Origin of the sequence: Flavobacterium sp. (genome assembly GCF_965277525.1) — a bacterium.
Classification (GTDB): domain Bacteria; phylum Bacteroidota; class Bacteroidia; order Flavobacteriales; family Flavobacteriaceae; genus Flavobacterium.
The window spans coordinates 183,554-210,481 of sequence record NZ_CBDIDC010000006.1 but is presented as its reverse complement, the minus strand read 5'-3'; the positions used below and the strand labels follow the sequence as shown (position 1 = coordinate 210,481).

At 34.8% G+C, this 26,928-nt stretch carries 36 protein-coding genes and 1 pseudogene; 35 read left to right on the top strand and 2 right to left on the bottom strand.

The annotated features are described in order from the left end of the window. Positions 1-11 precede the first annotated feature (11 nt). Complete coding sequence (locus ACQY44_RS16305) at positions 12-3,227, bottom strand: SusC/RagA family TonB-linked outer membrane protein (protein ID WP_428231363.1); 3,216 nt, start codon at positions 3,225-3,227, stop codon at positions 12-14. A gap of 87 nt (positions 3,228-3,314) precedes the next feature. Continuing rightward, a complete protein-coding gene (locus ACQY44_RS16300; RefSeq protein WP_428231362.1) occupies positions 3,315-5,015 on the bottom strand; it encodes a ShlB/FhaC/HecB family hemolysin secretion/activation protein in 1,701 nt (566 codons plus the stop codon). Positions 5,016-5,197: 182 nt separating this feature from the next. Between ACQY44_RS16300 and rpsL the strand changes: the two genes are divergently transcribed. From rpsL to ACQY44_RS16125, 35 genes and pseudogenes are all read left to right on the top strand, one after another. Next, entirely contained in the window at positions 5,198-5,581 is a 384-nt protein-coding gene (rpsL, locus tag ACQY44_RS16295; RefSeq protein ID WP_007136570.1) for a 30S ribosomal protein S12, read from the top strand. Positions 5,582-5,699: 118 nt separating this feature from the next. Continuing rightward, positions 5,700-6,176 (top strand): 30S ribosomal protein S7, encoded by a 477-nt coding sequence (gene rpsG / locus ACQY44_RS16290; protein ID WP_007803600.1) that lies wholly within the window; start codon positions 5,700-5,702, stop codon positions 6,174-6,176. Between the two features lie 10 nt (positions 6,177-6,186). Then, on the top strand, positions 6,187-8,343 hold the full coding sequence (gene fusA / locus ACQY44_RS16285; protein WP_428231361.1) for an elongation factor G: 2,157 nt from the start codon (positions 6,187-6,189) through the stop codon (positions 8,341-8,343). A gap of 11 nt (positions 8,344-8,354) precedes the next feature. Beyond that, on the top strand, positions 8,355-8,660 hold the full coding sequence (rpsJ, locus tag ACQY44_RS16280; protein WP_007803605.1) for a 30S ribosomal protein S10: 306 nt from the start codon (positions 8,355-8,357) through the stop codon (positions 8,658-8,660). Positions 8,661-9,063: 403 nt separating this feature from the next. Next, positions 9,064-9,681: a 50S ribosomal protein L3 gene (rplC, locus tag ACQY44_RS16275; protein WP_007803612.1), complete on the top strand. Its 618-nt coding sequence runs from the start codon at positions 9,064-9,066 to the stop codon at positions 9,679-9,681. Then, complete coding sequence (gene rplD / locus ACQY44_RS16270) at positions 9,681-10,310, top strand: 50S ribosomal protein L4 (RefSeq protein WP_395357230.1); 630 nt, start codon at positions 9,681-9,683, stop codon at positions 10,308-10,310. The genes rplC and rplD overlap by 1 nt, the downstream gene beginning before the upstream one ends. Positions 10,311-10,317: 7 nt before the next feature. Next, positions 10,318-10,608, top strand: coding sequence for a 50S ribosomal protein L23 (gene rplW / locus ACQY44_RS16265; RefSeq protein ID WP_007803621.1), 291 nt, complete (start codon positions 10,318-10,320; stop codon positions 10,606-10,608). 9 nt (positions 10,609-10,617) lie between these two features. Then, positions 10,618-11,442, top strand: a complete 825-nt coding sequence (rplB, locus tag ACQY44_RS16260; RefSeq protein ID WP_059114053.1) for a 50S ribosomal protein L2 — start codon at positions 10,618-10,620, stop codon at positions 11,440-11,442. A gap of 6 nt (positions 11,443-11,448) precedes the next feature. Next, entirely contained in the window at positions 11,449-11,727 is a 279-nt protein-coding gene (gene rpsS, locus ACQY44_RS16255) for a 30S ribosomal protein S19 (protein WP_012022488.1), read from the top strand. Between the two features lie 6 nt (positions 11,728-11,733). After that, positions 11,734-12,147 (top strand): 50S ribosomal protein L22, encoded by a 414-nt coding sequence (gene rplV / locus ACQY44_RS16250; protein WP_007803631.1) that lies wholly within the window; start codon positions 11,734-11,736, stop codon positions 12,145-12,147. Between the two features lie 5 nt (positions 12,148-12,152). Further along, a complete protein-coding gene (gene rpsC, locus ACQY44_RS16245) occupies positions 12,153-12,911 on the top strand; it encodes a 30S ribosomal protein S3 (RefSeq protein ID WP_012022487.1) in 759 nt (252 codons plus the stop codon). Positions 12,912-12,930: 19 nt separating this feature from the next. Beyond that, the gene (gene rplP / locus ACQY44_RS16240) at positions 12,931-13,356 is read left to right on the top strand and encodes a 50S ribosomal protein L16 (protein WP_007803637.1); all 426 of its coding nucleotides are present in this window, start codon (positions 12,931-12,933) and stop codon (positions 13,354-13,356) included. Positions 13,357-13,369: 13 nt separating this feature from the next. After that, positions 13,370-13,561, top strand: a complete 192-nt coding sequence (gene rpmC, locus ACQY44_RS16235) for a 50S ribosomal protein L29 (RefSeq protein ID WP_007803639.1) — start codon at positions 13,370-13,372, stop codon at positions 13,559-13,561. 17 nt (positions 13,562-13,578) lie between these two features. Then, positions 13,579-13,839 (top strand): 30S ribosomal protein S17, encoded by a 261-nt coding sequence (gene rpsQ / locus ACQY44_RS16230; protein ID WP_007803646.1) that lies wholly within the window; start codon positions 13,579-13,581, stop codon positions 13,837-13,839. Positions 13,840-13,841: 2 nt separating this feature from the next. Further along, a complete protein-coding gene (rplN, locus tag ACQY44_RS16225; protein WP_007803649.1) occupies positions 13,842-14,210 on the top strand; it encodes a 50S ribosomal protein L14 in 369 nt (122 codons plus the stop codon). Positions 14,211-14,221: 11 nt separating this feature from the next. Then, positions 14,222-14,536: a 50S ribosomal protein L24 gene (gene rplX, locus ACQY44_RS16220; protein WP_007803650.1), complete on the top strand. Its 315-nt coding sequence runs from the start codon at positions 14,222-14,224 to the stop codon at positions 14,534-14,536. A gap of 2 nt (positions 14,537-14,538) precedes the next feature. After that, on the top strand, positions 14,539-15,090 hold the full coding sequence (gene rplE, locus ACQY44_RS16215) for a 50S ribosomal protein L5 (RefSeq protein ID WP_035619635.1): 552 nt from the start codon (positions 14,539-14,541) through the stop codon (positions 15,088-15,090). Positions 15,091-15,093: 3 nt separating this feature from the next. Continuing rightward, positions 15,094-15,363 carry a 30S ribosomal protein S14 gene (gene rpsN, locus ACQY44_RS16210; protein WP_007803655.1) on the top strand — a complete coding sequence of 90 codons (270 nt, stop codon included), beginning with the start codon at positions 15,094-15,096 and terminating at the stop codon, positions 15,361-15,363. Between the two features lie 104 nt (positions 15,364-15,467). Further along, entirely contained in the window at positions 15,468-15,866 is a 399-nt protein-coding gene (gene rpsH, locus ACQY44_RS16205; protein ID WP_017495014.1) for a 30S ribosomal protein S8, read from the top strand. Between the two features lie 18 nt (positions 15,867-15,884). Then, positions 15,885-16,427: a 50S ribosomal protein L6 gene (rplF, locus tag ACQY44_RS16200; protein WP_428231360.1), complete on the top strand. Its 543-nt coding sequence runs from the start codon at positions 15,885-15,887 to the stop codon at positions 16,425-16,427. An 11-nt stretch (positions 16,428-16,438) separates the two neighbouring features. Next, positions 16,439-16,789 (top strand): 50S ribosomal protein L18, encoded by a 351-nt coding sequence (gene rplR, locus ACQY44_RS16195; RefSeq protein ID WP_017495012.1) that lies wholly within the window; start codon positions 16,439-16,441, stop codon positions 16,787-16,789. 3 nt (positions 16,790-16,792) lie between these two features. After that, positions 16,793-17,317, top strand: coding sequence for a 30S ribosomal protein S5 (rpsE, locus tag ACQY44_RS16190; protein ID WP_085950926.1), 525 nt, complete (start codon positions 16,793-16,795; stop codon positions 17,315-17,317). A gap of 12 nt (positions 17,318-17,329) precedes the next feature. Further along, positions 17,330-17,512: a 50S ribosomal protein L30 gene (rpmD, locus tag ACQY44_RS16185; RefSeq protein ID WP_017495010.1), complete on the top strand. Its 183-nt coding sequence runs from the start codon at positions 17,330-17,332 to the stop codon at positions 17,510-17,512. Positions 17,513-17,523: 11 nt separating this feature from the next. Further along, positions 17,524-17,976, top strand: coding sequence for a 50S ribosomal protein L15 (gene rplO, locus ACQY44_RS16180; protein WP_017495009.1), 453 nt, complete (start codon positions 17,524-17,526; stop codon positions 17,974-17,976). 13 nt (positions 17,977-17,989) lie between these two features. Then, positions 17,990-19,339, top strand: a pseudogene (gene secY / locus ACQY44_RS16175) (preprotein translocase subunit SecY). A gap of 7 nt (positions 19,340-19,346) precedes the next feature. Further along, on the top strand, positions 19,347-19,562 hold the full coding sequence (gene infA / locus ACQY44_RS16170) for a translation initiation factor IF-1 (RefSeq protein WP_007136545.1): 216 nt from the start codon (positions 19,347-19,349) through the stop codon (positions 19,560-19,562). Positions 19,563-19,574: 12 nt separating this feature from the next. Further along, a complete protein-coding gene (gene ykgO, locus ACQY44_RS16165; RefSeq protein ID WP_072945378.1) occupies positions 19,575-19,691 on the top strand; it encodes a type B 50S ribosomal protein L36 in 117 nt (38 codons plus the stop codon). A gap of 2 nt (positions 19,692-19,693) precedes the next feature. Next, entirely contained in the window at positions 19,694-20,068 is a 375-nt protein-coding gene (gene rpsM, locus ACQY44_RS16160; protein WP_007803675.1) for a 30S ribosomal protein S13, read from the top strand. Between the two features lie 8 nt (positions 20,069-20,076). Further along, positions 20,077-20,460 (top strand): 30S ribosomal protein S11, encoded by a 384-nt coding sequence (gene rpsK / locus ACQY44_RS16155; protein ID WP_007803677.1) that lies wholly within the window; start codon positions 20,077-20,079, stop codon positions 20,458-20,460. 95 nt (positions 20,461-20,555) lie between these two features. Further along, positions 20,556-21,161, top strand: a complete 606-nt coding sequence (rpsD, locus tag ACQY44_RS16150) for a 30S ribosomal protein S4 (protein WP_026982953.1) — start codon at positions 20,556-20,558, stop codon at positions 21,159-21,161. Between the two features lie 21 nt (positions 21,162-21,182). Beyond that, the gene (locus ACQY44_RS16145; RefSeq protein WP_026109818.1) at positions 21,183-22,175 is read left to right on the top strand and encodes a DNA-directed RNA polymerase subunit alpha; all 993 of its coding nucleotides are present in this window, start codon (positions 21,183-21,185) and stop codon (positions 22,173-22,175) included. A 36-nt stretch (positions 22,176-22,211) separates the two neighbouring features. Continuing rightward, complete coding sequence (gene rplQ, locus ACQY44_RS16140; protein WP_007803683.1) at positions 22,212-22,700, top strand: 50S ribosomal protein L17; 489 nt, start codon at positions 22,212-22,214, stop codon at positions 22,698-22,700. Between the two features lie 248 nt (positions 22,701-22,948). Then, positions 22,949-24,067 (top strand): glutamine-hydrolyzing carbamoyl-phosphate synthase small subunit, encoded by a 1,119-nt coding sequence (gene carA / locus ACQY44_RS16135; protein ID WP_428231359.1) that lies wholly within the window; start codon positions 22,949-22,951, stop codon positions 24,065-24,067. Positions 24,068-24,169: 102 nt separating this feature from the next. Further along, complete coding sequence (gene eno / locus ACQY44_RS16130) at positions 24,170-25,462, top strand: phosphopyruvate hydratase (RefSeq protein ID WP_428231358.1); 1,293 nt, start codon at positions 24,170-24,172, stop codon at positions 25,460-25,462. 155 nt (positions 25,463-25,617) lie between these two features. Continuing rightward, entirely contained in the window at positions 25,618-26,895 is a 1,278-nt protein-coding gene (locus ACQY44_RS16125; protein ID WP_428231357.1) for a citrate synthase, read from the top strand. The last annotated feature ends 33 nt before the right edge of the window (positions 26,896-26,928 follow it).

Below are 26,928 nucleotides of genomic sequence, written 5' to 3'. Positions count from 1 at the left end.
TTTTTTTCGTATTAAAATTTGAATGTTAGGTTAAATCCAATATCTCTGGTAGTTGGAAGTGAACCAACTGAATAACCTCTAGAGCTATTTCCTGAAGATAATCCGCTTTCTGGATCTGCGTAAGGTAGATTTTTACTGATTATCCATAAATTCGATCCTACAAGACTTGCAGATGCAGAGCTCAAGAAAGTATTGTCGAACATGTTTTTTGGGAAGTTGTAGGTAATTGATACTTCTCTTAATTTTACAAATGATGCATCATAAATAAAAGCTTTATTTGGTGCAGCTTGATATCCCAGGCTGTTTGCAATTGTACCACCTTTTGTTTTTACAGTATTAGGTGTTCCGTTTGGAGCTACTCCTTCGTGCAAAACACCATTTTCTCTAATATCCCCTACCGCAGTTTCTCTGTATAATCCGGAAGCAAGTCCGTAGTACATGTCTAATGAAAATATGTCACCGCCTTTTTGTGTGTCAATTAAAAAACCAAGACTTAAATTTTTATAAGTAAATTTATTTCTAACACCACCAATCCAGTCCGGAGTAATATTTCCTATTGTATTGCTTGAAGATGTAGTTATCATATATTTCCCAGTAGCTTGATCTATAGTTGGCTGGCCGTTTGTATAAACATAATCTGTTCCTTTTAGTGCACCATAAGCTTCTCCTGGTGCGGCGTTAACTGTAACTCCTCCCTGAAAAGCTCCAAGTTGAAGATTGTCTAGGCCGTTTGGTAAAGTAATAACCTTACTTCTGTTATTTGACCAGTTGACGATTATTTCCCAGCTAAAATCTTTAGTTCTTATTGGGGTCCCGTTCAATTGAATTTCAAATCCTCTGTTTTCGATATTTCCGCCGTTAACAAGTCCGTTAGTGTATCCGGAAGCAGATGAAACTGCTGCAGATACGATTTGGTCAACCGAGTTTGTTTTGTAATACGTAATATCGAATCCCAGTCTTCTGTCAAACATACTTGATTCTAAACCAATTTCGAAAGATTTTGTTCTTTCAGGCTTAAGTTCGGGGTTTTTATTGATACTACGAAACGGAAGAAGTAGGTAGTTCGTGTAAAGAGGTTGTCCTTGAAAGTTTGAAACTCTGGTGTAGGTGTTGTTTAATTGTAATGCATCTGCATCATTTCCAACTTCGGCGTAGTTGATTCTGAACTTTCCTAGATTTAACCAGTTTGCTTTTACAAGGTTTGAGAATAAGAAAGATCCTGAAACTGCCGGATAAACGTATGAATTGTTATCGTCCGGTAATGTAGATGAGACGTCTCTTCTTATGGAGGCATCTACAAAATAAGTGTCTAAGTAGCCAATCGATCCCTGAGCATAAATACCGTTAACTCCGGATGATATTTTAGCTTCTTTTGGGAATGGTAAGTCTAAGCGTGAATTGGATAAAGCATATATTCCCGGTACTACTAAGCCTCCCACTGTTGAAGATAGTACATTGTCTCTGTCATTTCTTCTTATGTTAGTACCAAGTACTCCATTTATGCTAATGTTGTCCCCGAATTTTTTATTGAAATTTAACATGAAATCGTAGTTGATTTCCTGGAAGTTGATGTCATTTCTTTGGTATCCCGAAGATTCGTCAACCGGTGAAAGACCAAATCCTGATGCAATAGATCCTATCGCTCTTCTTTCTTCCTGAAGTTGTTTGTAAGTATCTAACGAAACTCTTCCTAAGGCGCTTAACCATGGCGCGATGTCATAATTAAGGGATGCATAGCTGAATAAACGTGTTCTGTCATCTGAAGAATAATTTTGATAACGGGTGAAATACGGGTTGTCCCAGTATGCTGGTACTAGTCCTTCCGGAGATGTTGGATCTGCCCAGTTCCATGTTATATTTTGGCCTCCTGAAGCAAAATAAACGTCTTTTTGTGCTTGTACATCCGTGTTAGTTTGCCACCATTGTCTGAAATTACTCATGATGTTATCGTTGTAACCTGTTGAGTTTCTGCCTATTGTGCTTTGTAGTGTGACAGAGGCATATGCGTTAGCAGTAAGTTTATCTGTTACTTTTTGACTAAATCTAGCGCTGATTTGATTCTTTTTCAGTTCGCTATTTGGTAAGATTCCAGTTTGATTTGTGTTTACGTACGTCATAGAAAGACTTGATCTTTCGGTTGATTTTTCTAATGATATGCTATTTACAAAAGTTTGAGCATCTTTAAAAAAGGTTACCGGACCATTTTTGGCAGCTGTCCATGGAGTGGCTTTTCCGTAATTTGGTGAAAAAGGAGTGAATGCATCCCATTGGTATACCAATTGATTGTCAAATGCGTCTCCGTCTGATGCATCATTTGATGTATCTACTGTGTCAGGTGTTCCGGTTCCTAAAAATGATGATCCAAAACCGTAACCTGATCCGTATCTGTTTTGGTATTTTGGAAATGTTGATTTATCAACACTTCCGTTGGTGAAGCCACTTGAGAAGGAGAAACCTATTTTATTGTCATTTGATTTTCCTTTTTTGGTTGTTACCATTACGACACCATTTGCAGCTCTTGATCCGTAAAGTGCAGTTGCGGCGGCTCCTTTTAGGATGTTGATACTTTCGATGTCTTCCTGGTTAATGTCTGATGCGTTGTTACCGTAATCATAACCTCCGCCACCAACTTGTTGAGAAGATGCATTTGAGTTTGAGTTGTCAATTGGCACCCCGTCAATTACCCAAAGCGCCTGATTGTTTCCGGTAAGAGATTTATTTCCCCTTATGACAACATTCGTAGATCCGCCAAAGTTGTTATTTCTTTGAACTTCTACACCGGCAGCTTTACCTGATAGAAGGTTGGAAACGTTAGTGCTCCCGGCTCCGCCATTGATATCCTTGCCTGAAATTTGTTGCGAAGCATATCCTAGAGATTTTTTTTCTCTCTTGATACCCATTGCGGTTGTTACTACAACGCCTTCTAGTTGTTGTGCGTCTCCGGATAGTTTGGTGTTGATTTGTGATGAGCTCGCTATGGCTTCTTGCGACTTCATTCCAATGTAACTAAAAACTAAAATTTGACTTGTTGTTGCTTTGATGGAATATTTGCCATCAAAATCAGTTTGTGTTCCCGTTTTTGTCCCCTTGATTAATACAATTACACCTGGTAAAGGCATGCCTGCATCATCGGTAACTGTACCGGAAACGGCTCTTTCCTGCGCAAAGGTTAGTTGCGCGAATAGTACTAATAACAGTACTAAAAATCCATTGAACTTTGGTTTCATTTTCTCAATTATTTTGAATTAGTTTTACAATATTCATAATAATTCGTTAATAATCCTAATGTTCTGTTAATGAATTTTAAAGAATGTTTAAAATTTAACATTATAACATATATTCAAAATACTGTTATAAAATTTTATTTCTTCTTTGTTTACGCGGCCGTTCGCGATAATTATTCTCAAAAATCCACTTTCCGTAAGTAGTCCTAATCCTACACCAAATGAAATTAAATTATTGAATTTTTTATTGTTGTTCAAATTGGTCTGATCTTCATAAATTCCATAATCAATTATGCTGTGTAGGTATAGATTTTTGGCTGTTAAGTATCGATATTCGGTTAAAAGTAGATTTACGTTATTGCCTTGTAGGCTATTTTCGGAAAAACCTCTAATTGAATTTAGACCTCCAAATCTAAAAAGTTCATTAGAGATATAATTTTTGCTTTTTAAATAAAAATTTTGCGAATTAATATAAATGAAGTTCTTTTTGTTTAATTCGAAATTGTAGGATAGGTTTAAGTTAGTGTAAAATTGCTTGCTTGATTCAGCTGTTTCCGGATTGTTATTAGTGTCTCTCTTTCCGTATCCAATCATAAAATTCAAATATGCCTTTTTTGGAAATAAATGATTAATATGATCTGTTTTTTTATAGTCGATTGTCGAGGTAGTGAAGGAGTTTTTGTAATCGCTGATGGTTGAATTGTTAGTATTTTGAATGTCACTTGATTCTGTTGATTGATATCCAAGATATATTTTCGAATTGTAATTTAAGTAATAGCCTAAGTCAATTGCGGTTTTGGTATTCTGAAAAGTACTGTCTTGTTTGAAAATATTTAACTGTGCCTTTATTCCTAATGCCGATTTGAATACATAGGGTATTTCTATTTTTGTGTTAAAAGTTTTTTGTTGGTTTCCATCACTTTTCCAGTATAATGAAAATTGCTCACCGGCATGAAGGGTATTGAGCAATGCGATATCCAGATAGCCGTTTAATGTGGTTTTTTTATTGTCATCATTTGAAAAGCCTATATATCCATCAAAAGTATTGGCTTTCCTTTTTTCAATATAAGTGTAGATTTTAGTAGAGTCATTTGTGAATAATATTTGAGGGTACTTTGTTTGTGTGACAAATTCAAAATTATTTATATCGTCGTATAATTCTTTTACAGTTTCTTGATTAAAAGTTTTATTGAGGTATTTTTTGTTGAGTTGCTTTAAATGTCCTTTAGGAAAAAAAAATCTTCCTTCAGGGTTTTCCTGGGTTAGAATAATTGAATTTATGGTGCGTTTTTTTTCGGATTTAAAATTTAAGTCAGCATAAATTATTAAATTCTTTCTTTTGATATTCTCTAATTTTATTTTACTTAACGCAAAACCTTTTTTTTCGGCATCAATTATTTTTTGATTCAGGAAGTTTTCCACTTCTTTATAAGGTATTATTATGGTGTCCTTTTTTGTTTCTATTGGGTCATAAAAAATATTGTTTGTACCTATATATATATGTAGTGCCTTAATTCTTTTTTTTAAGTCTATTATTGAAGTATATAAGCTGTCATTTAGCTGTTTTATTTGTTGGGGTTTATTGTCTAAAAAGCCAATTTTGGTTAGTCGTTCTGAAGTGCTTTTTAATTCCTCTTGCAGGGATTTGATATTTGGATGTTTTATGGTATAACTAATGGAGTCAATTATTTGACTTTCGATTTCATTTGAGCCGTTTATTTTTAAATAAAAATTTTGGCTATAAATAGAAGTGCTTAGGCAAAAAAGAAATATGTATAAAAAGTGTTTCAAAACTAATTGTTTGGTTTTTAAAAGTATTGCAAATATCAATTGTTTGTTTGTAAAAACATAAGCTTAAATAATGTTATTGAAAATTAATGAATTAACGTTTGTATAGTGAAAAATATTTTATACATTTGCAACCCCGTAAAAAGCGGGAATTTAATATACATAATAAATTTTTAGTATTAATTATGCCAACAATTCAACAATTAGTAAGAACAGGAAGAACTCAGATCACTAAGAAGAGTAAATCGGTTGCTTTAGATTCTTGTCCTCAAAGAAGAGGGGTTTGTACGCGTGTTTACACTACTACACCAAAAAAACCAAACTCTGCAATGCGTAAAGTTGCGCGTGTACGTTTGACAAATGGTAATGAAGTGAATGCTTACATCCCTGGAGAAGGACACAATCTACAAGAGCACTCGATAGTATTAGTGCGAGGTGGAAGGGTAAAAGATTTACCAGGTGTTAGATATCATATCGTTCGTGGAGCGCTTGACACGTCAGGAGTTGCAGGAAGAACGCAAAGAAGATCTAAGTACGGTGCTAAACGCCCAAAAGAAGCAAAAAAGTAATTTAAAACGTTAAGAGTTGGAGGTTAGGAGTTAAGGGTTTGAATTTTTAAGCGTAAGCTGAAAAAGATAACACATAACATTTAACGGATAACCTATAACTTTTTATTAAAAAAAAGACATGAGAAAAAGAGCGGCAAAGAAAAGACCACTTTTACCAGATCCAAGGTTTAACGACCAATTGGTAACACGTTTTGTGAACAACTTAATGTGGGATGGTAAGAAATCTACAGCTTTCAAAGTATTTTATGATGCAATTGACATCATTGAGTCTAAAAAGCAAGATTCAGAAAAATCTTCATTAGAAATTTGGAAAGATGCTTTAACAAACGTTATGCCTCACGTAGAAGTACGTAGTCGTAGAGTTGGTGGAGCTACATTTCAAATTCCAATGCAAATTAGACCGGACAGAAAAATTTCTATGGCAATGAAGTGGTTGATACTTTATTCTAGAAGAAGAAATGAAAAATCTATGGCACAACGTTTAGCGTCAGAATGTTTAGCTGCGGCTAAAGAAGAAGGTGCTGCGGTTAAGAAAAGAATGGATACTCACAAGATGGCAGAAGCTAATAAAGCTTTCTCTCACTTTAGATTTTAATTCGTAAGAAATGGCTAGAGATTTAAAATATACAAGAAATATTGGAATTGCTGCTCACATTGATGCTGGTAAAACAACAACAACTGAGCGTATCCTTTTTTATACTGGAAAGTCACATAAAATTGGTGAAGTACACGATGGTGCTGCAACAATGGACTGGATGGCTCAAGAGCAAGAAAGAGGTATTACAATTACTTCAGCTGCAACAACTTGTGAATGGAATTTTCCAACTGAGCAAGGTAAAATTTTGCCTGAATCATTGCCTTACCACTTTAATATTATTGATACTCCTGGACACGTTGATTTTACTGTAGAGGTAAACCGTTCGTTACGTGTGCTTGATGGTTTGGTTTTCTTGTTTAGTGCTGTTGATGGTGTTGAGCCTCAATCAGAAACTAACTGGAGACTTGCTGATCAATATAGAGTTCCTCGTATGGGATTCGTAAACAAAATGGACCGTCAAGGATCTAACTTCTTGGCTGTTTGTCAACAAGTTCGTGATATGTTGAAATCAAATGCTGTTGCAATCACTTTGCCAATTGGTGAGGAAAATGATTTCAAAGGTGTTGTGGATTTAGTAAAAAACCAAGCTATCATCTGGCATGATGCTACTCAAGGGGCAACTTTTGATATTGTGCCAATCCCTGAGGATATGGTTGCAGAGGTTAAAGAATACAGATCTATTCTTATTGAGGCAGTTGCTGATTACGATGAAAATCTTTTAGAGAAATTCATGGAAGATGAAAACTCTATTACAGAGGAAGAAATCAACAAAGCTTTAAGGGCTGCTACTATGGATATGGCTATCATTCCTATGATCGCTGGTTCTTCTTTCAAAAACAAAGGAGTTCAATTCATGTTAGATGCAGTTTGTAAATATTTGCCTTCTCCAATGGACAAAGAAGGTATCGAAGGGATTCATCCTGATGATGCTGAATTGTTAGAAGAAGATCAAACTAAAATCTTGCGTAAGCCAGATGTAAAAGAGCCGTTTGCTGCTTTGGCATTTAAAATTGCTACTGACCCATTCGTAGGTCGTTTAGCTTTCTTCCGTGCTTACTCTGGTCGTTTAGATGCTGGTTCTTATGTTTTGAACACTCGTTCAGGAAATAAAGAAAGAATTTCTCGTATTTACCAAATGCATGCTAATAAACAAAATCCAATCGAATTTATTGAGGCTGGAGATATTGGGGCTGCTGTTGGATTTAAAGATATCAAAACTGGAGATACATTGTGTGATGAAAAACACCCAATTATTCTTGAGTCTATGAAATTCCCTGCTCCGGTAATTGGTATTGCAATTGAGCCTAAAACAAAAGCTGACGTTGATAAAATGGGTATGGCTTTAGCTAAATTAGCTGAAGAAGATCCAACATTTACTGTTAGAACAGATGAGGCTTCAGGGCAAACGATTATCTCTGGTATGGGTGAGCTTCACTTGGATATCTTGGTAGATCGTATGAAACGTGAATTTAAAGTTGAAGTGAACCAAGGTGAGCCTCAGGTTGAATATAAGGAAGCATTTACAAGAAGTGCAACTCATAGAGAAACATATAAGAAACAATCAGGTGGTCGTGGTAAATTCGGTGATATCGTATTTACACTTGAGCCAGCTGAAGAAGTTGATGGTAAAGTTCCTGTAGGATTGCAATTTGTTAATGCGGTAAAAGGTGGTAACGTTCCTAAGGAATATATTCCATCTGTAGAAAAAGGTTTCCGTGAAGCTATGAAAACTGGTCCATTGGCTGGTTATCAAGTGGATAGTTTGAAAGTAACTTTGACAGACGGATCTTTCCACCCTGTCGATTCTGATGCGCTTTCTTTTGAGTTAGCTGCAAGAATGGGTTATAGAGAAGTGGCTAAGGCTGCTGGTGCGGTTATTTTGGAGCCAATCATGAAAATGGAAGTTATTACTCCTGAAGAAAACATGGGGGATATCGTTGGTGATATCAACCGTCGTAGAGGTCAGGTTAATGACATGGGTGACAGAAACGGTGCGAAAACTATTAAAGCTGATGTGCCTTTATCAGAAATGTTTGGATATGTAACTACATTGAGAACATTATCTTCTGGTAGAGCGACTTCGACAATGGAGTTTTCTCACTATGCAGAAACACCTTCTAATATTTCAGAAGCTGTAATTAAAAAAGCAAAAGGTAACGCTTAATTCTTAAGAAAATGAGTCAAAAAATCAGAATAAAACTAAAATCTTACGATCACATGTTGGTAGATAAGTCTGCTGAAAAGATCGTAAAAACAGTAAAAACTACTGGAGCAGTTGTAACAGGTCCAATTCCGTTGCCAACTCACAAAAAACTTTTCACTGTGTTACGTTCTCCGCACGTTAATAAAAAAGCGAGAGAGCAATTTGAAGTAATGTCATACAAGAGATTGATTGATATTTATTCATCTTCATCTAAAACTATTGATGCTTTAATGAAGCTTGAATTGCCAAGTGGGGTTGAAGTAGAAATAAAAGTATAATTTTTTATTATATTTTATATATAAAAAGCGAGACAGAAATGTCTCGCTTTTTTTGTTTTTTAAAATTTGGCTTTGTGATTTTATTTGAAGTGTTCTTTGTGATTAATTATTTCTGTTTTGATTGAGATGTCTTTTGTTTAGGGGGTTACGGAAGTTTTTTCTTTTGGAAATTAAGTAATTGTTAAGCTAGTTGATGCTGTAAGTTAAAATGGTTTAAGTTATTTTTTTGAAGAATTGTAATGTTGGTAATGGTGTGATTGGTGCTTTGATTTTGATTATGAGCTATTTAATTTTTATAACGGTTTGGTATATTCAATTTTAATGTATACTTTTGCACTCCCTGTTTGGAAATTTCTGTTATTTTCAAATTGAAGGGAATTTTAGTAATTAATAATTAATATTTATGTCTGGGTTAATTGGTAAAAAAATCGGCATGACTAGTATTTTCGACGAAAACGGGAAAAACATTCCTTGTACAGTAATCGAGGCTGGGCCGTGTGTTGTTACCCAAGTCAGAACCAAAGGTGTTGACGGGTACGAAGCGTTGCAACTTGGTTTCGATGACAAAAACGAGAAACATTCCACTAAAGCGGCTTTAGGTCACTTTAAAAAAGCTGGAACTGTTGCTAAGAAAAAAGTCGTTGAATTTCAAGATTTTGCAACTGAACAAAAATTAGGGGATCTTATTGATGTTTCTATTTTTGCTGAAGGAGAATTTGTAGATGTACAAGGTGTATCTAAAGGTAAAGGTTTTCAAGGGGTTGTTAAACGTCACGGATTTGGTGGTGTTGGACAGGCAACTCACGGTCAACACAACCGTTTAAGAGCGCCAGGTTCTGTAGGAGCTTCTTCTTATCCATCTAGAGTATTCAAAGGAATGCGTATGGCTGGAAGAATGGGAGGAGACAATGTAAAAGTTCAAAACCTTAGAGTTTTAAAAGTAGTTGCTGAAAAGAACCTGCTTGTTATTAAAGGATGTGTTCCTGGACATAAAAACTCTTATGTAATCATTCAGAAGTAATGGAAGTAAAAGTATTAGATTTCAACGGAAAAGATACTGGAAGAAAAGTTCAACTTTCTGATTCAGTATTCGCAATTGAACCAAACAATCACGCTGTATACCTTGATGTTAAGCAATATCTTGCTAATCAAAGACAAGGAACTCACAAAGCTAAAGAAAGAGCTGAAGTGACAGGAAGTACACGTAAGATTAAAAAACAAAAAGGAACAGGTACTGCTCGTGCGGGAAGTATCAAAAATCCATTGTTTAAAGGTGGTGGAACAATTTTCGGACCAAGACCAAGAAGTTATTCATTCAAATTGAATAAAAGCTTGAAAAGATTGGCAAGAAAATCAGCTTTCTCAATCAAAGCAAAAGAGGCGAATATTATCGTTCTTGAAGACTTTAATTTTGAAGCGCCAAACACTAAAAATTTCATTAACGTTTTGAAAGCTTTAGGGTTAGAAAATAAAAAATCTCTATTTGTGTTGGGAGAGTCGAATAAAAATGTATATTTGTCCTCACGCAATTTAAAGGCTTCTAATGTCGTAACTAGCTCAGAATTAAGCACTTACGCTATTTTAAACACTAATAATTTAGTGCTTTTAGAAGGTTCTTTGGAGTTAATCGAAGAAAATTTAAGCAAATAATAGGAATATGAGTATCATAATTAGACCTATAGTAACAGAAAAAGTAACCAAAGAAAGTGAAGTTTTAAACCGCTTCGGATTTGTTGTTGACAAAAAAGCAAACAAAGTTCAAATTAAGAAAGCTATTGAAGCCGCTTATGGAGTGACTATTGTTTCAGTTAACACGATGAACGTAAGACCGGACAGAACTACAAAATACACTAAAAGTGGTTTGATCAGTGGAAAGACAAATGCAATTAAGAAAGCGATTGTTCAAGTACAAGAAGGAGAAACAATTGATTTTTACAACAATATCTAAGATAGAAAAATGTCAGTAAGAAAATTAAAACCTATTACCCCAGGTCAGCGATTTAGAGTTGTGAATGGTTATGACGCCATTACAACTGATAAGCCGGAACGCTCTTTGATAGCGCCGATAAAAAACTCTGGAGGTAGAAATAGTCAAGGAAAGATGACCATGCGTTATACGGGTGGTGGTCACAAGCAGAGATATCGTATCATTGATTTCAAACGTACAAAAGAAGGAATTCCGGCTACAGTGAAATCAATTGAATATGATCCAAATCGTACTGCATTTATCGCTTTATTAGCTTATGCTGATGGAGAGAAAACATACGTTATTGCTCAAAACGGATTGAAAGTTGGTCAGAAATTAGTTTCTGGTCCTGAATCTCAACCTGAAATTGGTAATACATTGCCTTTAAGCAGAATTCCTTTAGGAACTGTAATCTCTTGTATTGAGTTACGTCCAGGTCAAGGAGCGGTAATCGCTCGTTCAGCTGGTACATTTGCTCAATTAATGGCAAGAGATGGAAAATATGCTACAATTAAAATGCCATCTGGTGAAACAAGATTAATCTTGTTAACTTGTTCGGCTACAATTGGAGCTGTTTCTAATTCAGACCACCAATTAGTTGTATCAGGAAAAGCTGGTAGAACAAGATGGTTAGGAAGAAGACCTAGAACAAGACCTGTTGCAATGAACCCTGTTGATCACCCAATGGGTGGTGGAGAAGGACGTTCTTCTGGTGGACATCCACGTTCAAGAAATGGAATACCAGCAAAAGGTTATAGAACTCGTTCTAAGAAAAACCCGAGTAACAAGTATATCGTAGAACGTAGAAAGAAATAATAAGATATGGCACGTTCATTAAAAAAAGGACCTTTCGTTCATTATAAGTTAGACAAGAAAGTTCAGGAAAACGTAGAAAGTGGTAAAAATAGTGTAGTAAAGACTTGGTCTAGAGCTTCTATGATTACTCCAGATTTCGTTGGACAAACTATCGCAGTTCATAACGGTCGTCAATTTGTACCAGTTTACGTAACAGAAAACATGGTAGGTCACAAATTAGGAGAATTTTCACCAACTAGATCTTTTAGAGGTCATGCTGGAGCAAAAAATAAAGGTAAAAAATAAGAAGCAATGGGAGTTCGTAAAAGAGAAACAGCAGATGCGAGAAAAGAGGCTAATAAGTCTATTGCTTTCGCAAAATTGAATAACTGCCCTACTTCACCTAGAAAAATGCGCTTAGTAGCGGACTTGGTAAGAGGTCAGAAGGTAGAAAGAGCACTTAACATCTTAAGATTTAGTTCTAAAGAAGCTTCAAGAAAATTAGAGAAACTATTATTATCTGCAATCAATAACTGGGAGCAAAAAAATAGTGAAGGTAATTTAGAAGAAGCTGGATTATTTGTTAAGGAGATCAGAGTAGATGGTGGAATGATGTTGAAAAGACTTCGTCCAGCTCCACAAGGTCGTGCACACAGAATAAGAAAACGTTCTAATCACGTTACAATCGTGCTTGGAGCTATCAATAACACACAAAGCAATTCTTAAGCAGCATGGGACAAAAGACAAATCCAATTGGAAATAGACTTGGTATCATCAGAGGGTGGGACTCAAACTGGTATGGTGGAAATGATTACGGTGATAAACTTGCCGAAGATCACAAAATCAGAAAGTATATCCACGCTCGTTTATCAAAAGCTAGTGTATCTAAAGTAATCATCGAGAGAACTTTGAAACTTGTAACCGTTACTATCACTACTGCCAGACCTGGTATCATTATCGGAAAAGGTGGACAAGAGGTAGACAAGTTAAAAGAAGAACTTAAGAAAGTTACTGACAAAGAGGTTCAAATCAACATCTTTGAAATCAAAAGACCTGAATTAGATGCTTATCTTGTGGCGACAAGCATCGCTCGTCAAATCGAAAGCCGTATTTCTTACAGACGTGCAATCAAAATGGCTATTGCTGCTTCTATGCGTATGAACGCTGAAGGTATCAAAGTTTTGATTTCTGGTCGTTTGAATGGTGCTGAGATGGCACGTTCAGAAGGTTTCAAAGAAGGTAGAATTCCTCTATCAACTTTCAGAGCTGATATTGATTATGCTTTGGCTGAAGCTCACACTACTTATGGTAGAATGGGTATCAAAGTATGGATCATGAAAGGTGAAGTTTATGGAAAGAGAGATCTTTCTCCGCTTGCAGGAATGGATAAAAAACAATCTGGAACTGGTGGTGGTAAAGGTGGAGATGCCCCTAGAGGTAAATCTAACTTTAATAAAGGTGGAAAACCAGACGCTCGTAAAAGAAAGTAAATTTTTAAACTAAAGAAAAATGTTACAGCCTAAAAGAACAAAATACCGTAAGGTACAAAAGGGTAAAATGAAAGGTAACTCTCAAAGAGGGCATGAACTTTCTAATGGAATGTTTGGTATTAAATCTGTACATGAAGATGGAATGTTCTTAACGTCTCGTCAAATCGAAGCTGCACGTATTGCTGCAACTCGTTTCATGAAGAGAGAGGGACAATTATGGATCAAAATATTTCCAGACAAACCAATTACTAAGAAGCCTCTTGAGGTACGTATGGGTAAAGGTAAAGGTGCCGTTGAATATTGGGCTGCCGTTGTTAAACCCGGAAGAATTATGTTTGAAGTTGGAGGAGTTCCTTTATCAGTTGCAAAAGAGGCGTTACGTCTTGCAGCTCAAAAGCTTCCAGTAAAAACTAAATTCGTCGTTGCTAGAGATTTCGAAGCATAATTTATATTATATTATGAAACAATCAGAAATAAAAGATCTTTCTGCAGCGGAGTTGCAAGAAAAACTTAGTCAAACTAAGAAGATATATGCTGACCTAAAAATGGCCCACGCTATTTCTCCAATTGAGAACCCACTTCAAATTAGAAGTGTAAGAAGAACAGTTGCAAGATTGGCTACAGAGCTAACTAAAAGAGAGTTACAATAATTGTATTCTGCTGAAAGATGGAAGAAAAAAGAAATTTAAGAAAAGAAAGAATAGGTGTTGTTACTTCAAATAAAATGGATAAATCTATTGTTATTGCTGAAGTAAGAAAAGTAAAACACCCATTATACGGTAAGTTCGTGTTGAAAACTAAGAAATATGTTGCACACGACGAAACAAACGACTGTAACATTGGAGATACTGTAAGAATTAGCGAAACGCGTCCTTTAAGTAAAACAAAGTGTTGGAGATTAGTTGAAATCTTAGAAAGAGCTAAATAATTATGGTACAACAGGAATCAAGACTAAAAGTAGCAGATAACACGGGAGCAAAAGAAGTTTTAACTATCCGTGTTTTAGGAGGTACCAAAAGAAGGTATGCCTCTGTTGGTGACAAGATTGTAGTATCTATTAAAGATGCAACTCCTAACGGTAACGTTAAAAAAGGAGCTGTTTCAACTGCAGTTGTTGTACGTACCAAAAAAGAAGTGAGAAGAGCTGATGGTTCTTATATCCGTTTCGATGATAATGCATGTGTTCTTTTGAACGCTGCAGGGGAAATGAGAGGAACTCGTGTTTTTGGTCCGGTAGCAAGAGAACTTCGTGAAAAACAATTCATGAAAATTGTATCATTAGCACCAGAAGTGCTTTAATTCGTTTTATGATGATAAAGCTAAAAATAAAATCAGGAGACATCGTAAGAGTTATTGCTGGAGACCATAAAGGTGCTGAAGGTAAAGTATTACGCGTTTACCGTGAGAAAAATAAAGCGATAGTTGAAGGTGTAAACATGGTTTCGAAACATACAAAACCAAGTGCAAAAAACCCTCAAGGTGGTATCGTTAAGAAAGAAGCTTCTATACAAATATCTAACATTTCACTAATTGATCCTAAAACTAAGGAAACAACTAGAGTTGGTATTAGAGTAGAAGGAGATAAGAAAGTAAGATTTTCAAAAAAATCTAATCAAGTACTATAGTAATGGCATATACACCTAGACTAAAAGAAGAATATAAGAGTAGAGTGATCTCTGCTCTTAAAGAGGAATTCGGATATACAAACGTAATGCAAGTTCCAAAACTTGAAAAAATCGTTTTGAGCCGTGGAGTTGGTGCAGCTGTATCTGATAAAAAACTTATTGACTATGCAGTTGATGAGTTAACAAAGATCACTGGACAAAAAGCAGTATCTACAATTTCAAAGAAAGACGTTGCGTCATTCAAATTGAGAAAAGGGATGCCTATTGGAGCAAAAGTTACTTTACGTGGTGAAAGAATGTATGAGTTTTTAGATAGACTTATTACTTCTGCTTTACCACGCGTTAGAGATTTTAGTGGTATCAAAGCTACTGGTTTCGACGGAAGAGGTAATTACAATCTTGGAGTTTTAGAGCAAATCATTTTTCCTGAAATTGATATTGACAAAGTAAACAAAATTTCAGGAATGGATATTACATTTGTTACTACTGCTCAAACAGACAAGGAAGCAAAGTCATTATTGGCTGAATTAGGATTACCTTTTAAAAAGAATTAAGACATGGCTAAAGAATCAATGAAAGCCCGTGAGGTGAAAAGAGAGAAAACGGTAGCTAAGTATGCTGAAAAAAGAAAAGCTTTGAAAGAAGCCGGAGATTTTGAAGGTTTACAAAAATTACCTAAAAATGCTTCACCAGTTCGTTTGCACAATCGTTGTAAATTAACAGGTAGACCAAGAGGTTATATCCGTCAATTTGGTATTTCACGTGTAACTTTCCGTGAGATGGCTAATAATGGGTTAATTCCTGGAGTTAAAAAAGCATCTTGGTAATCTCGCAATAAGTTACTACTTTTGCAAACCAAAAAATAATTTTAATTGATTAAAGGTTCGGGAGGCGAGTGCCTCCCGAAAACCATAGTCGCAATCAAATACATATGTATACAGATCCTATTGCAGATTATTTGACTAGAGTTCGTAACGCTGTGGCTGCAAACCACAAAGTTGTTGAAATTCCGGCATCTAATCTAAAAAAAGAAATAACTAAGATCTTATTTGATCAAGGTTATATCTTGAGTTACAAATTTGAAGACAACTCTGTACAGGGTTCAATCAAAATTGCTTTGAAGTATGATAAAGATACTAAAGAGCCTGTAATTAAAGATATCCAAAGAATTAGTAAACCTGGTTTACGTAAATATGCAGGTGCTGCCAAATTACCAAGAATCCTTAACGGATTAGGAATTGCTATTGTTTCAACTTCAAAAGGTCTTATGACTGGAAAACAAGCGAAACAATTAAATGTAGGTGGTGAAGTAATTTGTTACGTATACTAATTTTAAAGACTAAATAAGATGTCAAGAATAGGTAAAAGCCCAATTGTAATCGTTGCCGGAGTAACTGTAGAAGTTAAAGATGGTATCGTTACGGTAAAAGGAAAAAAAGGTCAACTAACTCAGGAGTTTTCGGACATTACTGTAAAAGTTGAAGGCGATCAGGTTCTATTAGAAAGATCGTCTGATCATAAAGACCAAAGAGCAAAACACGGATTATACAGATCATTAATCAATAATATGATAATTGGTGTGTCTGAAGGTTTTACAAAAGAACTTGAATTAGTTGGAGTTGGTTATAGAGCTTCAAACCAAGGTCAAAAATTAGATTTAGCTCTTGGATATTCTCACAATATTGTTTTAGAAATTGCTCCAGAAGTAGCTTTAGAAACAATATCTGAAAAAGGTAAAAACCCTATCGTAAAATTAACATCATTTGATAAACAACTTTTAGGACAGGTTGCTGCGAAAATCAGAGGTTTCCGTAAGCCTGAGCCGTACAAAGGAAAAGGTGTTAAATTTGTGGGTGAAGTATTAAGAAGAAAAGCAGGTAAATCAGCTTAAAAAATAAGATTATGTCATTAACAAAATCTGATAGAAGACAGAGAATTAGATTCAGAATTAGAAAATCGATTAGTGGTACTGCTGCTAACCCAAGACTATCTGTATTTAGAAGTAACAAAGAAATTTACGCTCAACTTATTGATGACGTGAATGGAGTTACTTTATTAGCTGCATCTTCAAGAGAAAAAGAAATAGGAAAAGGTACTAACGTTGAAGTAGCTGCTGCTGTTGGAAAATTAGTTGCAGAGAAAGCGTTAAAAGCCGGGATCGATACCATCACTTTTGACAGAGGTGGATATTTGTATCACGGTCGTATTAAATCATTAGCAGAAGGCGCAAGAGCGGCTGGACTTAAATTCTAATATATTATGTCTAAATACAAAAATGTAGAATTGGTAAAACCAAGTGGTCTTGAACTTAAAGATCGTCTGGTAAGTGTTAATCGTGTTACTAAAGTTACAAAAGGTGGTAGAGCTTTCGGTTTTTCTGCTATTGTAGTTGTAGGTGATGAAAATGGAGTAGTTGGTCATGGATTAGGAAAATCTAAAGACGTTTCTGAAGCAATTGCGAAAGCAGTAGAAGATGCTAAGAAAAATTTAGTAAAAATTCCTTTGAACGGACAATCTGTTCCTCACGAACAAAAAGGTAAATTTGGTGGTGCACGTGTATTCTTAATTCCTGCTTCTCATGGTACAGGAGTTATTGCTGGTGGAGCTGTTCGTTCAGTTCTTGAATCAGTAGGTATTCACGATGTATTATCTAAATCTCAAGGATCATCAAATCCTCATAACGTGGTAAAAGCAACTTTTGATGCTTTATTACAAATGAGAAGCGCTCACACTGTTGCAAAACAAAGAGGTGTTTCTTTAGAAAAAGTTTTTAAAGGTTAATTCAAGGAAATTATGGCTAAATTATTAGTAAAACAAGTAAGAAGCAAAATCAACTGTCCTCTTTCTCAAAAGAGAGGTTTAGAAGCTTTAGGTCTACGTAAAATGGGACAAGTTGTAGAGCATGATTCAAATCCTGCTATCCTTGGGATGATAAACAAAGTTAAACACTTAGTTTCTGTCGAAGAAGCTAAATAACAAATACTGTTATGAATTTAAGTAACTTACAACCAGCTGAAGGGTCAACACACAATCAAAATAAAAGATTAGGTAGAGGAGAAGGTTCTGGAAAAGGTGGTACTTCTGCAAGAGGTCACAAAGGAGCAAAATCTCGTTCTGGTTATTCTAAAAAGATTGGTTTTGAGGGAGGGCAAATGCCACTTCAAAGACGTGTGCCTAAGTTTGGTTTCACAAACATCAATCGTAAAGAATACGAAGGTGTTAATTTAGATACGCTTCAATTATTAGTAGACAATGGTGTGATTACTGATTCTGTTTCAATGACAGATTTCGTAGCAAATCGTCTTGCTACCAAAAATGAAATCGTTAAGATTTTAGGTAGAGGAGAATTGAAAGCAAAATTAAAAGTAACTGCCCACAAATTTACTGCTACTGCAAAAGCTGCTATTGAAGCTGCTGGAGGAGAAGCTGTAACTATATAACTTATCTACTAAGATGAAGAAATTTATTGAATCAATAAGTAATGTTTGGAAAATCGAAGAACTGAAAAAACAGAATCTTAATTACATTAGGATTGCTTTTAGTATATCGTTTTTGGTGCACACGTAACGCTACCTGGAATTGACGCAACTCAATTGACAGGTTTAGCGGGACAAACTAAAAATGGTTTTAGGATCTATCCTAGACATGTTTACAGGGGGTGCTTTCTCTAAAGCTTCAGTTTTTGCTTTAGGTATTATGCCTTATATTTCTGCATCTATTGTTGTTCAGTTAATGGGAATTGCTATTCCTTATTTACAAAAACTTCAAAACGATGGAGAGAGTGGTAGAAAAAAGATTAATCAAATCACTCGTTGGTTGACTATAGCTATTACACTGGTTCAAGGTCCAACTTATATCTACAATTTATACAGAACGTTACCTGGAAGTGCATTCTTACTAGGCTTTAATTCACCTGAATTTTTGTTTTCGTCTGTTATTATCTTAGTTACTGGTACTATTTTTGCTATGTGGCTTGGGGAAAAAATTACAGATAAAGGTATTGGAAATGGAATTTCATTATTGATTATGGTTGGTATTTTGGCGCGTTTACCGCAAGCTTTTATTCAAGAGTTTACAACCAGAGTTACCAATAACAATGGTGGTCCAATGTTGTTAGTTATTGAAATTATTGTTTGGTTATTAGTAATCATTTCTTGTGTATTGCTTACAATGGCAGTACGTAGAATTCCTGTTCAGTACGCTCGTCGTACAACAAGCGGGGATTACGAACAAGATTTGGCAGGTGGTAATAGACAATGGATTCCTCTTAAGCTTAATGCTTCCGGGGTTATGCCTATCATTTTTGCTCAGGCAATTATGTTTATACCTGCAGCTGTAGCTGGATTGTCTAAATCAGACACATCACAATCTATTGTTGGCGCGTTTAGTAATATGTTCGGATTTTGGTATAATTTTGTATTTGCAACTTTAATTATTGTATTTACATTTTTCTATACTGCGATTACAGTTCCTACTAACAAAATGGCCGATGATTTGAAAAGAAGTGGTGGTTTTATTCCTGGCGTTCGTCCGGGAGCAGAAACTTCAGAATTTCTTGATAAAGTGATGTCTTTAATAACTTTCCCAGGATCTTTATTCCTTGCTTTGATTGCTGTGTTCCCAGCTATTGTTGTAAGTATTATGGATGTACAACAATCTTGGGCAATGTTTTTTGGAGGTACCTCGTTAATAATTATGGTTGGAGTTGCGATAGATACTATTCAGCAAATCAACTCATACTTGTTAAACAAACATTATGATGGTTTAATGAAGACTGGTAAAAATAGAAAAGCAGTAGCTTAATTTTTATATGGCAAAACAATCAGCAATAGAACAAGACGGATCAATCATCGAAGCATTATCAAATGCGATGTTCCGTGTGGAGTTAGAAAATGGACATATCGTAATTGCTCATATTTCTGGAAAAATGCGTATGCATTACATCAAGTTATTACCTGGTGATAAAGTGAAACTAGAAATGAGTCCTTATGATTTGTCAAAAGCAAGAATTACTTATCGATATTAAAGGATATTCACTATGAAAGTTAGAGCATCAGTAAAAAAGAGAAGTCCCGAGTGCATCATTGTGCGTAGAAAAGGGAGATTGTACGTAATAAACAAAAAGAATCCTAGATTTAAACAAAGACAAGGATAATTATGGCAAGAATAGCAGGGGTAGATATCCCAAAAAATAAAAGAGGTGTTATAGCACTTACCTATATCTTTGGATTAGGAAGAAGTAGAGCTATTGAGATTTTAGAAAAAGCTCAAGTTAGCCAAGATAAAAAAGTTCAAGATTGGAATGATGATGAGATCGGAGCGATTCGTGATGCAGTTTCATTTTACAAAATTGAAGGAGAATTACGTTCTGAAGTTTCTTTGAACATCAAACGTTTAATGGATATTGGTTGTTACAGAGGTATCCGTCATAGATCTGGTCTTCCATTAAGAGGGCAAAGAACTAAAAACAACTCTAGAACAAGAAAAGGTAAAAGAAAAACTGTTGCTAACAAGAAAAAAGCAACTAAATAATAAGTAATATGGCTAAAGCAACTGCAAAAAAACGTAAAGTTATCGTTGAATCAACGGGAGAAGCTCATATTTCTGCTACCTTCAATAACATCATCATTTCTTTGACTAACAAAAAAGGTGAGGTTATTTCTTGGTCTTCAGCTGGTAAAATGGGTTTTAGAGGTTCTAAAAAGAACACTCCATACGCAGCCCAAATGGCAGCAGAAGATTGTAGTAAAGTAGCTCTTGAGGCTGGACTTAAAAAAGTGAAAGTTTATGTAAAAGGACCAGGAAACGGACGTGAGTCTGCTATCCGTTCTATTCATAACGGTGGAATTGAAGTTACTGAGATTATCGATGTTACTCCAATGCCTCACAACGGATGTCGTCCTCCAAAAAGACGTAGAGTTTAATTTTATTTATTTATAGTATAAACAAGGTAGAATATAGATTATCGAAGGATTTGACCTGAATTCATAATCTCTACCTTAAATTTAATTTTTTAGAAATGGCAAGATATACTGGTCCAAAAACTAGAATTGCTCGTAAATTTGGCGAGGCAATCTTCGGAGATGATAAATCTTTCGAAAAAAGAAATTACCCACCTGGACAACACGGGATGGCTAAAAAAAGAGGTAAAAAATCTGAGTACGCTGTTCAGTTAATGGAAAAGCAAAAAGCTAAATATTCTTATGGAATTTTAGAAAAACAATTCAGAAATTTATTCAAAAAAGCATCAGCTACTAAAGGTGTTACTGGTGAAGTTCTTTTACAATTATGTGAAGCAAGATTAGATAACGTTGTTTTTAGAATGGGTATTGCTCCTTCTAGAAGAGGTGCGAGACAATTAGTTTCTCACAGACACGTTACTGTTAATGGTGAAGTTGTAAATATCGCTTCTTACCACCTTAAGCCTGGTGATAAAGTTGCAGTTCGTGAAAAATCTAAATCTTTAGAAGCTATCGAACGTTCTTTATCAAATTCAAGTCATGTTTATGAATGGATTACCTGGAACAATGATCTTAAAGAAGGAACTTTCGTTTCTGTACCTGCAAGACTTCAAATTCCAGAAAACATTAAAGAACAATTAATCGTAGAGTTGTACAACAAATAATAATTGACTTAGTCGAAATTTATGGCAATATTTAATTTTCAAAAGCCCGATAAAGTTATCATGATCGATTCAACCGATTTTGAAGGTAAATTCGAATTTAGACCTTTAGAACCTGGTTATGGATTGACAGTTGGTAATGCACTTAGAAGAGTTTTGCTTTCAGCATTAGAAGGTTATGCAATTACATCTGTTCGTATCGAAGGTGTAGATCATGAGTTTTCTACTATTTCAGGTGTTGTTGAAGATGTTACCGAAATTATCCTTAATCTAAAACAAGTGCGTTTCAAACGTCAGATTGAAGATATCGATAATGAAGCAGTTACAATTTCTGTTTCTGGTAAAGATCAACTAACAGCAGGTGATTTTCAAAAATTTATTTCAGGTTTCCAAGTGCTGAACCCAGACCTTGTTATCTGTAATTTAGATTCTAAAATCAAATTGAACTTCGATTTAACAATCGAAAAAGGTAGAGGATATGTTCCTGCTGAGGAGAACAAAAAACAGAACGCTGCAATTGGTACCATTTTTACAGACTCTATTTTTACTCCGGTAAAAAATGTAAAATATGCAATTGAAAACTTCCGTGTAGAGCAAAAAACAGATTACGAGAAATTAGTTTTTGAAATCAAAACTGATGGATCTATTAATCCAAAAGATGCTCTTACTGAAGCTGCTAAAGTTTTAATTCACCACTTCATGTTATTTTCTGACGAAAGAATTACACTCGAGGCTGACGAAATTGCACAAACAGAATCGTATGATGAAGAGTCATTGCATATGAGACAATTGCTTAAAACTAAGCTTGTTGATATGGATTTATCTGTGAGAGCATTAAATTGCTTGAAAGCGGCTGAAGTTGATACACTTGGTGATTTAGTATCGTTCAATAAAAATGACCTAATGAAATTCCGTAATTTTGGTAAAAAATCTTTAACTGAGCTAGATGAACTTGTAGCGGTTAAAAATTTAACTTTCGGAATGGACTTAGCTAAATACAAATTAGATAAAGAATAATTCAATCCGCCTTGGCGGATTAAATTTAAAATAGCAATGAGACACGGAAAAAAATTCAATCACTTAAGCAGACAGACTGGACATAGAAAAGCTATGTTAGCTAATATGGCTTGTTCTCTTATTGAGCACAAACGTATTAACACTACTGTTGCTAAAGCTAAAGCGCTTAAACAATTCGTTGAGCCTTTAATCACAAAATCAAAAGAAGATACGACTCACAATCGTCGTATTGTTTTTGCTTACTTACGTAGTAAATATGCGGTAACTGATTTGTTCAGAGACGTAGCTGCTAAAGTTGGAGACCGTCCAGGTGGATACACTCGTATCATTAAAGTTGGAAATCGTTTGGGAGATAATGCTGATATGGCAATGATCGAACTTGTAGATTTTAATGAACTTTACAATGGAGGTAAAAAAGAAGTTAAAAAAGCAAAAAGCCGTCGTGGTGGTAAAGCAAAAAAAGCTGAGGAAACTACTGAAGCTCCAGCTGCTGAGTCAGAAACGACTACTGAAGCTTCTGAATAATTATGAAAGTAATGATTCTATAAAAATCAAGGATAAGCTAATTTTTAGTTTATCCTTTTTTTTTGAATTTTTTTTAAAAGTAAAATTTAACTTATTTAAATAGTATGGTTTTATTTTTATGAATGAAATTTTTAAAAAATCTTGGAAGCACTCTTTTAAAGAAGTAAATTTGCAAAATATCTAATTACAAATGAAATGAGTATCGCGAGTTTCATGAAACAATTAAAAAAAACAATACAAATTAAATAATGAAATACACTACACGACAAAGCGCCATTTTATTACTAAGTGATGGAACTATTTTTCATGGGAAATCTATCGGAATTAGCGGTAAGACTTTCGGTGAAGTTTGTTTTAATACTGGAATGACAGGATATCAGGAGATTTTTACCGATCCTTCTTATTTTGGTCAAATTATGGTTGCAACTAATCCTCATATTGGAAATTATGGTGTTAACGATTTAGAAGTTGAATCGGATAGCATCAAAATTGCCGGGTTAGTTTGTAAAAACTTTAGTTTTAATTATTCGAGAGAAGATTCTTCTGGAAGTTTAGAAGATTATTTTATTAAGCAAAATCTAATCTGTATTTCTGATGTTGATACACGAGCACTAGTAAGTTATATTCGTGACAATGGCGCAATGAATGCTGTAATTTGTACAGATGGAACGTCGATTGAAGATTTGAAGAAAGAATTGGCTAATGTGCCAAACATGGAGGGTTTAGAGTTGGCTTCAAAAGTTTCAACTACTGAGCCTTATTTTTTTGGAGATGAAAATTCCACTTATAAGATTTCTGCTTTAGATTTAGGAATTAAAAAGAATATCTTAAGAAACCTTGCTAAAAGAGATTGTTATATTAAAGTTTTCCCATATAATTCAACCTATAAAGATTTAGCTGAATTCAATCCTGATGGATACTTCTTGTCAAATGGTCCCGGAGATCCGGACCCTCTTTTTGGTGCTATTGAAGTTGCAAAAGAGATTTTAGCTAATAACAATCCGTTATTTGGAATTTGCCTGGGCCACCAGGTTATTGCTTTGGCTAATGGGGTTCAGACCTATAAAATGTTTAACGGTCACCGCGGAATAAATCATCCGGTTAAAAATCTTATTACTGGTAAAGGAGAGATTACGTCTCAAAATCACGGCTTCGCTGTAAATAAAGATGCATTAGATAATCATCCTGATTTAGAGATTACACATCTACATTTAAACGATGGGACTGTTGCTGGCATGCGTATGAAAAATAAGAATTGCTTTTCTGTACAATATCACCCGGAGGCTAGCCCCGGACCACATGATTCTTCTTATTTATTTGATCAGTTTATTGAGAATATAAAAGAAGTTTCTGCTAAAACGATGTAGTTAATAAAATAAAGGTATTTAATTGTTAAATGTGGTATTTAATATTAAATATTTTTATAATTTCGAAAAATATTTATAATTTATTAATAAAAAACAAAAATAATGAGTATTATAATAAAAGTTCACGCAAGACAAATTTTTGATTCAAGAGGTAATCCTACTATTGAAGTTGATGTCATTACTGAAAATGGAGTTTTAGGAAGAGCTGCTGTTCCATCTGGAGCTTCAACTGGAGAACATGAGGCTGTTGAATTACGTGATGGAGGAAAAGCTTTCTTAGGAAAAGGAGTTTTGAACGCAGTGAATAATGTAAATACTGTTATTGCTGAAGAATTAGTTGGAACTTCTGTTTTCGAACAAAATACAATTGATCAATTAATGATTGATTTAGACGGAACTCCAAACAAATCTAAATTAGGAGCTAATGCTATTTTAGGAGTTTCTTTGGCTGCTGCAAAAGCTGCGGCTAATGAATTAGGATTGCCATTGTACAGATATGTAGGTGGAGTTTCTGCTAATACATTACCTGTACCAATGATGAATATCATCAACGGTGGTTCGCACTCTGATGCGCCTATCGCATTTCAGGAGTTCATGATTTTTCCTGTAAAAGCGACTTCTTTCTCCCATGCTATGCAAATGGGAACTGAAATTTTTCACAGTCTGAAAAAAGTTTTACACGACAGAGGTTTAAGTACTGCTGTAGGTGACGAGGGTGGTTTTGCTCCAAACTTGGCTGGTGGTACTGAAGATGCTTTAGATACTATTAAACTTGCTGTTGAAAAGGCAGGATATACTTTTGGTGACGAAATTATGATTGCCCTTGACTGTGCTTCTGCTGAATTTTATGTAAACGGTAAATACGATTACTCTAAATTTGAAGGAGAAACTGGTAAAGTAAGATCTTCTGCTGAGCAAGTTGAATACTTAGCTGAATTAGTAGCTAAATATCCAATTATTTCTATTGAAGATGGAATGGATGAAAATGACTGGGATGGTTGGAAACTTCTTACTGAAAAAATTGGACATAAAGTTCAATTAGTAGGTGACGATTTATTTGTTACTAATGTTGAGCGTCTATCAACTGGAATCGAAAAAGGAATTGCAAATTCTATTTTAGTAAAAGTAAACCAAATTGGTACTTTAACAGAAACTATCGCTGCCGTAAATATGGCTAAAAATGCAGGATATACTTCAGTAATGTCTCACCGTTCAGGAGAAACAGAAGATAATACTATTGCTGACTTAGCTGTAGCTTTAAACTGTGGTCAAATTAAGACAGGTTCTGCTTCTCGTTCTGATCGTATGGCAAAATACAATCAATTATTAAGAATCGAAGAGGAGTTAGGAAGTACTGCTTATTTCCCGGGATTAAACGCTTTCAAGATCAAATAATTGTAAGAGTTATATATTAAATTTAAACCATTCGTTTTTGCGAATGGTTTTTTTTTGGAGTTTTAACAAATTCATAGCAGGATTCTTTTTTTAATTAGTCTTAAATTCCTTAGATTTGATAAATTATTATTTTAAAGATTTATTTCCGATATATTATGTCAAAAATAGCTACATTAGAAGTAGATGGTCAAAAAATTGAACTTCCGGTAATTACAGGAAGCGAAAATGAATCAGCTATCGATATTAACAAATTACGTGATTTAACTGGTATTATTACTTTAGACCCTGGATATAAGAATTCTGGATCTTGTAAAAGTGAGATCACATTCTTAGACGGGGAATTAGGAATTTTACGTTACAGAGGATATTCAATCGAAGATTTAGCTGAAAAGGCTAATTTTTTAGAAGTGTCTTATCTTTTAATTTTCGGAGAACTACCAACAGCTCAAGAATTAGAGCAGTTTGAAAATGGTATTAAAAAACATACTTTGGTAAACGAAGAGATGAAAAATATCATTGACGGATTCCCAAAAACGGCTCACCCAATGGGAGTTTTATCTGCTTTGACAAGTGCTTTAACAGCATTTAACCCTAAGCCTGTGAACGTAGAAAATGAAAAAGAAATGTACGAAGCCATTTGTAAAACAATGGGTAAATTTCTTGTAATTGCTACATGGACTTATAGAAAAACGATGGGTTATCCGTTGAATTACTATGATAACACAACAGGTTATGTTGATAATTTTATGCAGTTAATGTTTAAATTACCTACAGGACCTTACGCAGCAAATCCAGTTGTTGTGGCTGCTTTGGATAAATTGTTTATTCTGCATGCAGATCACGAGCAAAACTGTTCTACATCGACAGTAAGAATGGTAGGTTCATCTCATGCAGGTTTATTTGCTTCTATTTCTGCGGGAGTTTCTGCTCTTTGGGGACCACTTCATGGTGGTGCGAATCAGGCAGTACTTGAAATGCTGGAAGAAATCAATAAAGATGGTGGAGATACAGAAAAATTTTTAGCAAAAGCAAAAGATAAAAACGATCCTTTCCGTTTAATGGGATTTGGTCATAGAGTTTATAAAAACTTCGATCCAAGAGCTAGAATAATTAAGAAAGCAGCAAAAGAGGTATTAGATACTTTAGGAGTTGAAGATCCTATTTTAGAAATTGCGAAAAAATTAGAAACTGCAGCTTTAGAGGATGACTACTTCAAATCAAGAAATTTATATCCAAACGTAGACTTCTATTCTGGAATTATATACAGAGCTTTAGGGATTCCTACAGATATGTTTACAGTAATGTTTGCTATTGGAAGATTGCCAGGCTGGATTGCGCAATGGAAAGAGATGCGTGAGAATAAAGAACCAATTGGTAGACCAAGACAAATTTACACTGGGCATCCGCTGAGAGACTTTAAGTCGAACAAATAAAAATATTTTAAAGCTTCACTTAACTGTGAAGCT

Bases quoted from the DNA above. Each gene is read 5' to 3' on its own strand.
- ACQY44_RS16305 (WP_428231363.1), bottom strand. From the start codon at position 3,227: ATGAAACCAAAGTTCAATGGATTTTTAGTACTGTTATTAGTACTATTC.
- rpsL (WP_007136570.1), top strand. From the start codon at position 5,198: ATGCCAACAATTCAACAATTAGTAAGAACAGGAAGAACTCAGATCACT.
- rpsG (WP_007803600.1), top strand. From the start codon at position 5,700: ATGAGAAAAAGAGCGGCAAAGAAAAGACCACTTTTACCAGATCCAAGG.
- fusA (WP_428231361.1), top strand. From the start codon at position 6,187: ATGGCTAGAGATTTAAAATATACAAGAAATATTGGAATTGCTGCTCAC.
- rpsJ (WP_007803605.1), top strand. From the start codon at position 8,355: ATGAGTCAAAAAATCAGAATAAAACTAAAATCTTACGATCACATGTTG.
- rplC (WP_007803612.1), top strand. From the start codon at position 9,064: ATGTCTGGGTTAATTGGTAAAAAAATCGGCATGACTAGTATTTTCGAC.
- rplD (WP_395357230.1), top strand. From the start codon at position 9,681: ATGGAAGTAAAAGTATTAGATTTCAACGGAAAAGATACTGGAAGAAAA.
- rplW (WP_007803621.1), top strand. From the start codon at position 10,318: ATGAGTATCATAATTAGACCTATAGTAACAGAAAAAGTAACCAAAGAA.
- rplB (WP_059114053.1), top strand. From the start codon at position 10,618: ATGTCAGTAAGAAAATTAAAACCTATTACCCCAGGTCAGCGATTTAGA.
- rpsS (WP_012022488.1), top strand. From the start codon at position 11,449: ATGGCACGTTCATTAAAAAAAGGACCTTTCGTTCATTATAAGTTAGAC.
- rplV (WP_007803631.1), top strand. From the start codon at position 11,734: ATGGGAGTTCGTAAAAGAGAAACAGCAGATGCGAGAAAAGAGGCTAAT.
- rpsC (WP_012022487.1), top strand. From the start codon at position 12,153: ATGGGACAAAAGACAAATCCAATTGGAAATAGACTTGGTATCATCAGA.
- rplP (WP_007803637.1), top strand. From the start codon at position 12,931: ATGTTACAGCCTAAAAGAACAAAATACCGTAAGGTACAAAAGGGTAAA.
- rpmC (WP_007803639.1), top strand. From the start codon at position 13,370: ATGAAACAATCAGAAATAAAAGATCTTTCTGCAGCGGAGTTGCAAGAA.
- rpsQ (WP_007803646.1), top strand. From the start codon at position 13,579: ATGGAAGAAAAAAGAAATTTAAGAAAAGAAAGAATAGGTGTTGTTACT.
- rplN (WP_007803649.1), top strand. From the start codon at position 13,842: ATGGTACAACAGGAATCAAGACTAAAAGTAGCAGATAACACGGGAGCA.
- rplX (WP_007803650.1), top strand. From the start codon at position 14,222: ATGATAAAGCTAAAAATAAAATCAGGAGACATCGTAAGAGTTATTGCT.
- rplE (WP_035619635.1), top strand. From the start codon at position 14,539: ATGGCATATACACCTAGACTAAAAGAAGAATATAAGAGTAGAGTGATC.
- rpsN (WP_007803655.1), top strand. From the start codon at position 15,094: ATGGCTAAAGAATCAATGAAAGCCCGTGAGGTGAAAAGAGAGAAAACG.
- rpsH (WP_017495014.1), top strand. From the start codon at position 15,468: ATGTATACAGATCCTATTGCAGATTATTTGACTAGAGTTCGTAACGCT.
- rplF (WP_428231360.1), top strand. From the start codon at position 15,885: ATGTCAAGAATAGGTAAAAGCCCAATTGTAATCGTTGCCGGAGTAACT.
- rplR (WP_017495012.1), top strand. From the start codon at position 16,439: ATGTCATTAACAAAATCTGATAGAAGACAGAGAATTAGATTCAGAATT.
- rpmD (WP_017495010.1), top strand. From the start codon at position 17,330: ATGGCTAAATTATTAGTAAAACAAGTAAGAAGCAAAATCAACTGTCCT.
- rplO (WP_017495009.1), top strand. From the start codon at position 17,524: ATGAATTTAAGTAACTTACAACCAGCTGAAGGGTCAACACACAATCAA.
- infA (WP_007136545.1), top strand. From the start codon at position 19,347: ATGGCAAAACAATCAGCAATAGAACAAGACGGATCAATCATCGAAGCA.
- ykgO (WP_072945378.1), top strand. From the start codon at position 19,575: ATGAAAGTTAGAGCATCAGTAAAAAAGAGAAGTCCCGAGTGCATCATT.
- rpsM (WP_007803675.1), top strand. From the start codon at position 19,694: ATGGCAAGAATAGCAGGGGTAGATATCCCAAAAAATAAAAGAGGTGTT.
- rpsK (WP_007803677.1), top strand. From the start codon at position 20,077: ATGGCTAAAGCAACTGCAAAAAAACGTAAAGTTATCGTTGAATCAACG.
- rpsD (WP_026982953.1), top strand. From the start codon at position 20,556: ATGGCAAGATATACTGGTCCAAAAACTAGAATTGCTCGTAAATTTGGC.
- ACQY44_RS16145 (WP_026109818.1), top strand. From the start codon at position 21,183: ATGGCAATATTTAATTTTCAAAAGCCCGATAAAGTTATCATGATCGAT.
- rplQ (WP_007803683.1), top strand. From the start codon at position 22,212: ATGAGACACGGAAAAAAATTCAATCACTTAAGCAGACAGACTGGACAT.
- carA (WP_428231359.1), top strand. From the start codon at position 22,949: ATGAAATACACTACACGACAAAGCGCCATTTTATTACTAAGTGATGGA.
- eno (WP_428231358.1), top strand. From the start codon at position 24,170: ATGAGTATTATAATAAAAGTTCACGCAAGACAAATTTTTGATTCAAGA.
- ACQY44_RS16125 (WP_428231357.1), top strand. From the start codon at position 25,618: ATGTCAAAAATAGCTACATTAGAAGTAGATGGTCAAAAAATTGAACTT.